The organism is Arthrobacter sp. 05L421 (genome assembly GCF_056397785.1).
In genome coordinates, this window is record NZ_JBFTOC010000015.1 from 100,053 (window position 1) to 106,577 (window position 6,525).

General features: G+C 64.2%; 5 protein-coding genes and 1 pseudogene. 1 reads left to right on the forward strand and 5 read right to left on the reverse strand.

The genetic code is table 11. The features are described from left to right. Positions 1-28: 28 nt before the first annotated feature. From AC1DKQ_RS16625 to AC1DKQ_RS16635, 3 genes are all read right to left on the reverse strand, one after another. Positions 29-847, reverse strand: a complete 819-nt coding sequence (locus AC1DKQ_RS16625; RefSeq protein WP_476919614.1) for a hypothetical protein — start codon at positions 845-847, stop codon at positions 29-31. Between the two features lie 260 nt (positions 848-1,107). Then, positions 1,108-2,610, reverse strand: coding sequence for a phospholipase D family protein (locus AC1DKQ_RS16630; RefSeq protein ID WP_476919615.1), 1,503 nt, complete (start codon positions 2,608-2,610; stop codon positions 1,108-1,110). Positions 2,611-2,854: 244 nt separating this feature from the next. Then, positions 2,855-3,688, reverse strand: a complete 834-nt coding sequence (locus AC1DKQ_RS16635) for an ArsR/SmtB family transcription factor (protein ID WP_476919616.1) — start codon at positions 3,686-3,688, stop codon at positions 2,855-2,857. 275 nt (positions 3,689-3,963) lie between these two features. Here AC1DKQ_RS16635 and AC1DKQ_RS16640 point away from each other — a divergent pair, with 275 nt between their 5' ends. Then, entirely contained in the window at positions 3,964-5,061 is a 1,098-nt protein-coding gene (locus tag AC1DKQ_RS16640; RefSeq protein WP_476919617.1) for a phosphotransferase, read from the forward strand. Between the two features lie 60 nt (positions 5,062-5,121). On the opposite strand, the gene AC1DKQ_RS16645 is transcribed toward AC1DKQ_RS16640, so the two are convergent. Beyond that, positions 5,122-5,646, reverse strand: coding sequence for a DUF2087 domain-containing protein (locus tag AC1DKQ_RS16645; protein ID WP_476919618.1), 525 nt, complete (start codon positions 5,644-5,646; stop codon positions 5,122-5,124). 357 nt (positions 5,647-6,003) lie between these two features. Next, positions 6,004-6,525: pseudogene (locus AC1DKQ_RS16650) on the reverse strand (hypothetical protein); the annotation flags it as partial.

Sequence of the window (6,525 nt, forward strand, 5' to 3'; positions counted from 1 at the left end):
TATCCGGCCTGCGTCCGTAACTTCGCCATCACGGTGCGGGCTGCTCGGCCGATCCCGAGGACACCTCGGGCGCCGGGGTCTGTTCGGTCGCGGGGGCAGGCGCCGGGCTCGATTCGGTTCCGGGGGCGGGATCCGCCGGCGTGGTATCGCTTGATTGGTCGGCTCCCGGCTCTGCAGTTCCGGCCGAGCCGCTGTCCCCGCGACTGGCGCTACCGTCCGTGGTCAGGCCACCTTTTTCGTTAGCGCCTTGCTTGACTTGCCCAGGCACTACCTTCAGGTCCTTAGCCGATTCGTCTGTCTTGTCCGGGACAGTCGCATTGCCGCTCAATGCTTTGCCCAGGGTCGTCGTCTGCCCCGTCGCGACGCCGTCGATGTTCGATGTCGACGTCGACGAGACAAGGCTGGAGATGGGCTTGTGGGTTCCGAATTCGATCGCCGTGACACCGACCATCGCGATAACGAATGCGGCAGCACTGACCGCCCCGACCTTGATCCAGGTCTTGGGGGTGAGCTGCCTCCTCACACGTTTGGCTCGAGGTTCGTGGCTCTCGGCCGGCGCGCTGGCGACCAGCAGATCCCCGTCGTCAGCGGGCAGTCCGCCTCTGCGGCGCTGGGGGATTTTTTTCATTGCCACTGTGGCGGCCGAACTGAGTGTTCGGGCGTAGAGAGCGGCGCCCACCGTTGCGACGATAGAGCCGAGCGCGGCTCCGATAAGCGTCCCGGCAACGCCTAGAAAGGACCCCACCAAGGCAGAGGTCACCGCGGCCAAGGCCGAGCCAATAGTGTGGGTGCCACTTAGTCCGAGGAGCTGTTTCGGCTTGTCGTCATTAGCGGACTCTTCAGGCATATTCACACACATTTCAGTCAGGAGATGTTACGAATAGATAACTTTACCTGTCTGTGGCCGGTTCCCGGCTGCGGCCGTATTTATTTGAGACGCTTCTCACAGGAAAGGGGAGGGTCGCGGATTCATGCCATCGCCGCCTCCGGTGGAGGTCGAGAAGTATCGATCCGAAGAGCCGCGCCGTGCCTGAACTGGTACCCGGAAGTTGGACTGAGAAGTCGGCTGTCGGAGGTCCGCGCGACCCTTGCACCAGACTTGCTTGCCTAGAACTGGGTAGTTCCGCGCAGCCGGTGGGGGCGGCCGTCCGGGTCCACGATCAGGCGGCTCATCGGATCTGCCCAGAGACGTTGGCGGGCCGACACTGGCTCTGGGGTGTGGTGGCGCACGTGTCCGGCGGGTCGCGGGGAGGGGCGGCCAGCTTCATGCCAGCGGTCCAGAGCGTCCGCCGTCGTGTTCCAAAGCTCGAGCCCGGCCGCCGGGTCATGAAGCTGGGGATCGTTCTGGTCCAGGCCCAGGTGTTCGGCCCACAGTTGGAGCCGGAGGCGAAGGGCCAACGGCCGGGAAGTGTCGTGGCCGTTGTCTGTGGCGGCCGCGTCCCGGTTGTCGGCAGTCGTGTCGAACACGGCGCAGGTGAGCTCGCTGTCGGTGGTCCAGGATCGGCGGTTGAAATTGTCTGAGCCGCAGGTGAACCAGGTGTCGTCGATGATGCAGATTTTGGCGTGGATGTAGATCGGAGTTCCCAAGCGGTTCTCCAGGTCAAACACGCCGACCCTGTCAGGGGCGACGCGGCGCAGCATTCCGATGGCACGCAGTTGCCCGATCCGGCTAGGCGGCCCCGCGAGAGGCCCATCAGAGTCGGGGTAGCGAGGCACAACGGCAATCACCTTCAATTTTGGATTCCGTTCGAGGGCCTCCGCGATTCCGGCCGCCACCTCTGTCGACCACAGGTACTGATCCTCGACGTAGATCAGCGAGCGGGCGCGGGCGAAGGCCTTCGCGTAGGCGCGGGCAATGCTGCGCTCCCCTTGAGGCGCGAACGGGAACGGGGGACGTTTCACGCCGTAGGTGCGCAGCAGCTGCACGGCGTGCGGGCCCGCCGGTGGTGGCGGCGGCGCAGTGGCCGGTAGCGGCTCGGGGTGCCGGGGCATGCGGGCCAGACGTTGCAGCAGCATCCGGTAGGGGGTGCGTCGGTCCAGGGGATGGGGGTCGTTCCACCGTTCGGCGAACACTGCCAGCAGATCTGCCACCACGGGTCCACGCAGTTCCAGGGCGGCGTCGTGCCAGGGTGGTCGTTTCCCGTACCGGGAATCCATGGTGACCGCCTGCGGGTCTCCCGCGTGGTCGGCATCGTCTCGACGGCTGTGGGAAAGGTCGATTCCGCCAACGAAGGCGACGTCCCGCGACGGATTGTCTCGACGTCGGATGATGAACATTTTTTGGTGATGGGAACCGAACAGGCGTACACGCTGATCCAGCAGGACCTCTCCGCCGGCCTCGTTTATTTCACGACCCAGGAGCTCGTTGGATCGGCCGCTGATCGGGGCCGATACGCGCTCTCCGTGGGATCTCCAGACCAGGCCGCGCACTTCCACTCCCGCACGGGCCAACTCCGCGAGCACGTCGCCGATCGACGGTCCGTCCGCCAGCAGCCGTTCGTCGGCGTCGCCACGCCAGTCGGTGAACCACACGCGGTCTCCCGCCTGCAGGGCCGTCAACTCCTCATGCAGCCGGGCGAAGTAGGTTGCTCCATGAATCAGGGGACGCACGAGATTGCCTTCTGACCAGGTCAGGGAGCCGGCGCCGCCCGCATGCACTTCTGTGCCCAGATTCCCCCGTTCAGCGCGACTCAGGAACCACGAACCAGCATCACTGTCCACTCAGTCCTCCTTCGGGGCCCGGGGCCAGGCCACTAGTGTCCGGTCTCCAAAGTAACCTACGACTGTGCTGACAGCGCCCGGGTCGTACGCAGCACCTGCCATGAGCGGATGGAGTCGACCCGTTGGATATCGTCTAGTCCCTGGCGCGCACCTGGGCGTCGCGCACTTCGGCGTGCATATCCCAGGGCGCCCGCGGCAGGACCTTGCCGGTCTCGAGCAGCGATTTGAGGTTGGAGCCGACAGCAGCCCAGCCCAGGGCAGCGGCCTCCGCATCTTCGGCGGTGGGAATGTTTTCGTGCACGATTGAAAGCTTCACGATGTCCTTGTATTCCTCGACGGTGAAGGTGACCAGCGAGGCGGGCGCAGTTCCCCCGGCCGGGTCCTCGAACGTGATCACTAGGCGAGTGGGAAGTTCGCTTTCCACGACGCGGCCAATGACGTCCGCGATGCCGGAGCCACCGGTGCGGACGTGCTTCCAGGGCTGACCCGGCTCCCAGGTGGAGACGTTGCTGTGGCCCCAGAACTGCGCCGTCAGCTCCTCGCTTGTCAGTGCGTCCCAGACAGTCTCGGCTGATGCGCCGACGTAGGTGACATAGACGCAATCAGGGCGTTTTGTCATTGCTGTTTCCTCTGCTCGCTTCTTGATGGTGCTGACCGTATCCATTCGCGGCCGTTCGAACTTGCTGATCCAGCGTTCCTGGATCTCTTGGAGCGGCACCGGGTTGAGGTAGTGAAGCCGTTCCCGGCCGCGGTGCACGACGGCGACAAGGTTGGCGTCCTCCAGGATCTCCAGATGCTGGGTTACGGACTGCCGAGTCATGCCCAGCCCTTGGCAAAGCTCGGACAGGGTTTGACCGTTCCGCTCGTGGAGGCGGTCAAGCAGCGCGCGGCGGGTCGGATCTCCGAGAGCCCGGAACACGTCAGTCATAGCACCAGCATGCAGGCAAATGCCTGCATAACCAAGCATGGACTGGATGAAAAAATCGTTCGTGAGGCGGCACTCTCCTCAGCGTTGACGCATCCTTCATCACCGGGGCATCTATCACTGATGGGGGATGCACCGGTGTGGACCACTTCATGAAAAAGGAAAGCGACTCCCGTGGCTAAGCCGTTGGAGCCCACAGCCGATGACGGCGTCCATGCATAAGTGTTCCTTAATGCGACTTTCATCTGGACCTCATTGTCTTCGTCCATGCTGGTCACACAATCTGTAGTGGCACTTCCACCGCTGGAGCTGATCCCATGACGTGGTACCTGCCCGGTCTGCAATACGCCGACGACGCTACGGGCACGACTTGGCGCGTCAGCCGGGCCTGGTTCGACAAAAGTCCAGGGGACTATCTGCTGGAGGTCGTCAGCCAGGGCCGGACCCGCGCCCTCCGTGGAGCCTATCTGCGTCACGGGCGCTTTGAACTCGCACCGTTGGACGATCCTGAGTTGCCCGCCTTGCGGGCGGAAGCGCAGCAAGGCGACCTCGTTACGTATCGACCCCATCGGCGTGCGGTGGTCCGCGCGGGGGACCGTTACAGCAAGATCTTCCGGCCAGGGCAGGCCATCGCGTCCGCCGAGCGCTGCGCACACGTGGAAATTCTCCTGGGCGCCGCCGGCACCTTCGTGACCCCAAGGATCCTTCGCAGCTCCGAGGATGTCATCGTCTTCGGCGCCGTCCCGGGACCGACCCTGAACGAGCTGAGTGAGGATGACTCCACCAGCGATGAAACGTTTGTGGCGGCATGGGAGAAATGGGCGCGCTCATGGGTTGCCCAGCTGAGCGCACCGCACGGCAGCGCCGCACGCAGCGTTCTGAGCAGCCTGCCGCTCCGCTCGGCAGAGGTGGAAGCAGCGGATGTGTGGCGATGCGTGAACCGCTGGTTGCGTCACTTTGAAAACGTGCCGGAAATGTCGCCCCAAGGCGGCGCCTTACGGGCCGCGGCAGAGCATGTGACGAGGAATTTGCTTCGGACGGCCTCGGATCCGCTGGGGTGGTCCCACGGAGACCTGCACGCCAAACAGATCATCGCAGCAGATGACCGGTCCCCGCTCGGATTGCTGGATTTTGACGAGGGAGCCCAAGCAGAGGCGGCCCTCGATCTGGCCAATATGGACGTGCGCTTGGAGCTGCACCGGCGACGGAACCAGCTGTCGTCGGCACGTTACTCTGCGGCTCACAATCACGTGTTGGCCGTAGCCGAGGAACTGCACGTCAAGCCGGACCGGTTCCATGCCTACACGGACACCTTCTGGCTCCGGGAGGCATTGGTTCCGCTCCCCGGGCGCCTAGTCACGGCCATGGCCGTTCTCGACGAACGGGCAAGGCTTTATCAAAGTGCCGGGGCATAGTTTTCGTCGGCTCAAGCGTTCGGCTGCGAACGCAGAATCAGCGCATTCGCCGGTTAGGACCTATGTGTCGCCGCGCCGCGAGTACGAGGAGCCGGAGGGCGTTCGTTCCAATAGTCCGAAGTCGATCATGTAGCGGCGGAGCATCACGACATCATCGGTATAACTGAGAAGCCGTTCGTTTACCTGCCTTTCCGTTAGGTGTTCGCCCGGCTCGATGACTTCAGTGACAATCCAGGCCAGGAGCTCCCGCCGCTCGGTCATGTTGGCTGGATACCTGTCGATCCTGCCCAGCCGCATGAAGCGAGCCAATCCGGTCTGCGCCTGTCGCCGGGGTTGCTGCGTGAGCAGGTCGCGGAAGATCGCCTCAGGTGCCTCCAGCTCGTCGGCAGCATTCCGTTCAACGAGCCCTGACTCCAGCAGGGCAGTGATGGCCCGGTTGCGTCGTTGGTCATTCAGCTGAGCAACGACGTCGGGGAGCTTGGCGCCCAGGACGATCTGCGCGTAGGCGGTCCGCGCGTCGTTGTTGGCGAGTGCTGCAATCACTCGCCGCCAGTGCGGCCCGCTTAGCCTCGTCCCTTCGGTCACAGTGTTTTCCTCATTCTGCTTCTGCCCCTGCCTGTGCTGGTCTCCGTGTGCTAGGTCAACGGGCAAAATCGTAGTCCTGCACGGGTGCGACGGACAGGGGGCAGTGGACGGCCGGTGGCTGTTGGACGGAAGACGGCCACGGATCCAAGACCGCGCGGGGGCCTTTGGCAGTTCTGAGGTTAGGACGGACCTCAAATGAGCGAATTCGGAGGCGGCGGGCTTGTTCCTTCGCATGAAGCACCGGACTCTTTCTGTAGTCGGTGATCTCTGGTCCTCCGCGTCCGAGCCACCAAACGGCAGGAAGCATGCCCCCAACTTGATTGGATTATCACGCTAAGAGGGCCCGCCACCGGCCGATCAGACACATTGGAACTGGAAGCTTTCCGGGTAGGGGTCGTCGAGGGGTTCTGGCCAGCCGGGATCCTCAGTTTCCGCGGCGGGCTGTGGGTGCGCGGCTGTGAATTGGTGCCAGTCCGGGAAGGGGTCCGGGGGCAGTTCCGGTGCGGGATCCGGGCCGGGTTCCCGGACACATGGCTGATCTGGATTCTCCAAGGTTTCCTGACCGGGGTTCTGGCCGGGATCCTGGCTGGCGCGCGCCGGGTCCGATTGAAGGCCTGGGTCCAGTTCAAGGCCCTGGTCCGGATGGCGGACTCGATCCGCGGGCAGGCCGTGGTCCGGTCCTTCGCCCGTAACCGGGATGTCGTCCGGCCATTCGGGTGGTTCCCAGTCTTGGTGTTCGCTGGGGTAGTGCCGTCCGGACGGTGAGGTCCAGCCCGGCGGGCTGTCCTTGCTGGCCCCGGCCGGTGTCCAGGCGGAGCCGTGTTTGAGGCGGTGGTGTTTGGGGCAGGGCTGGCCGAGGTTGGAGATGCCGGTGGTGCC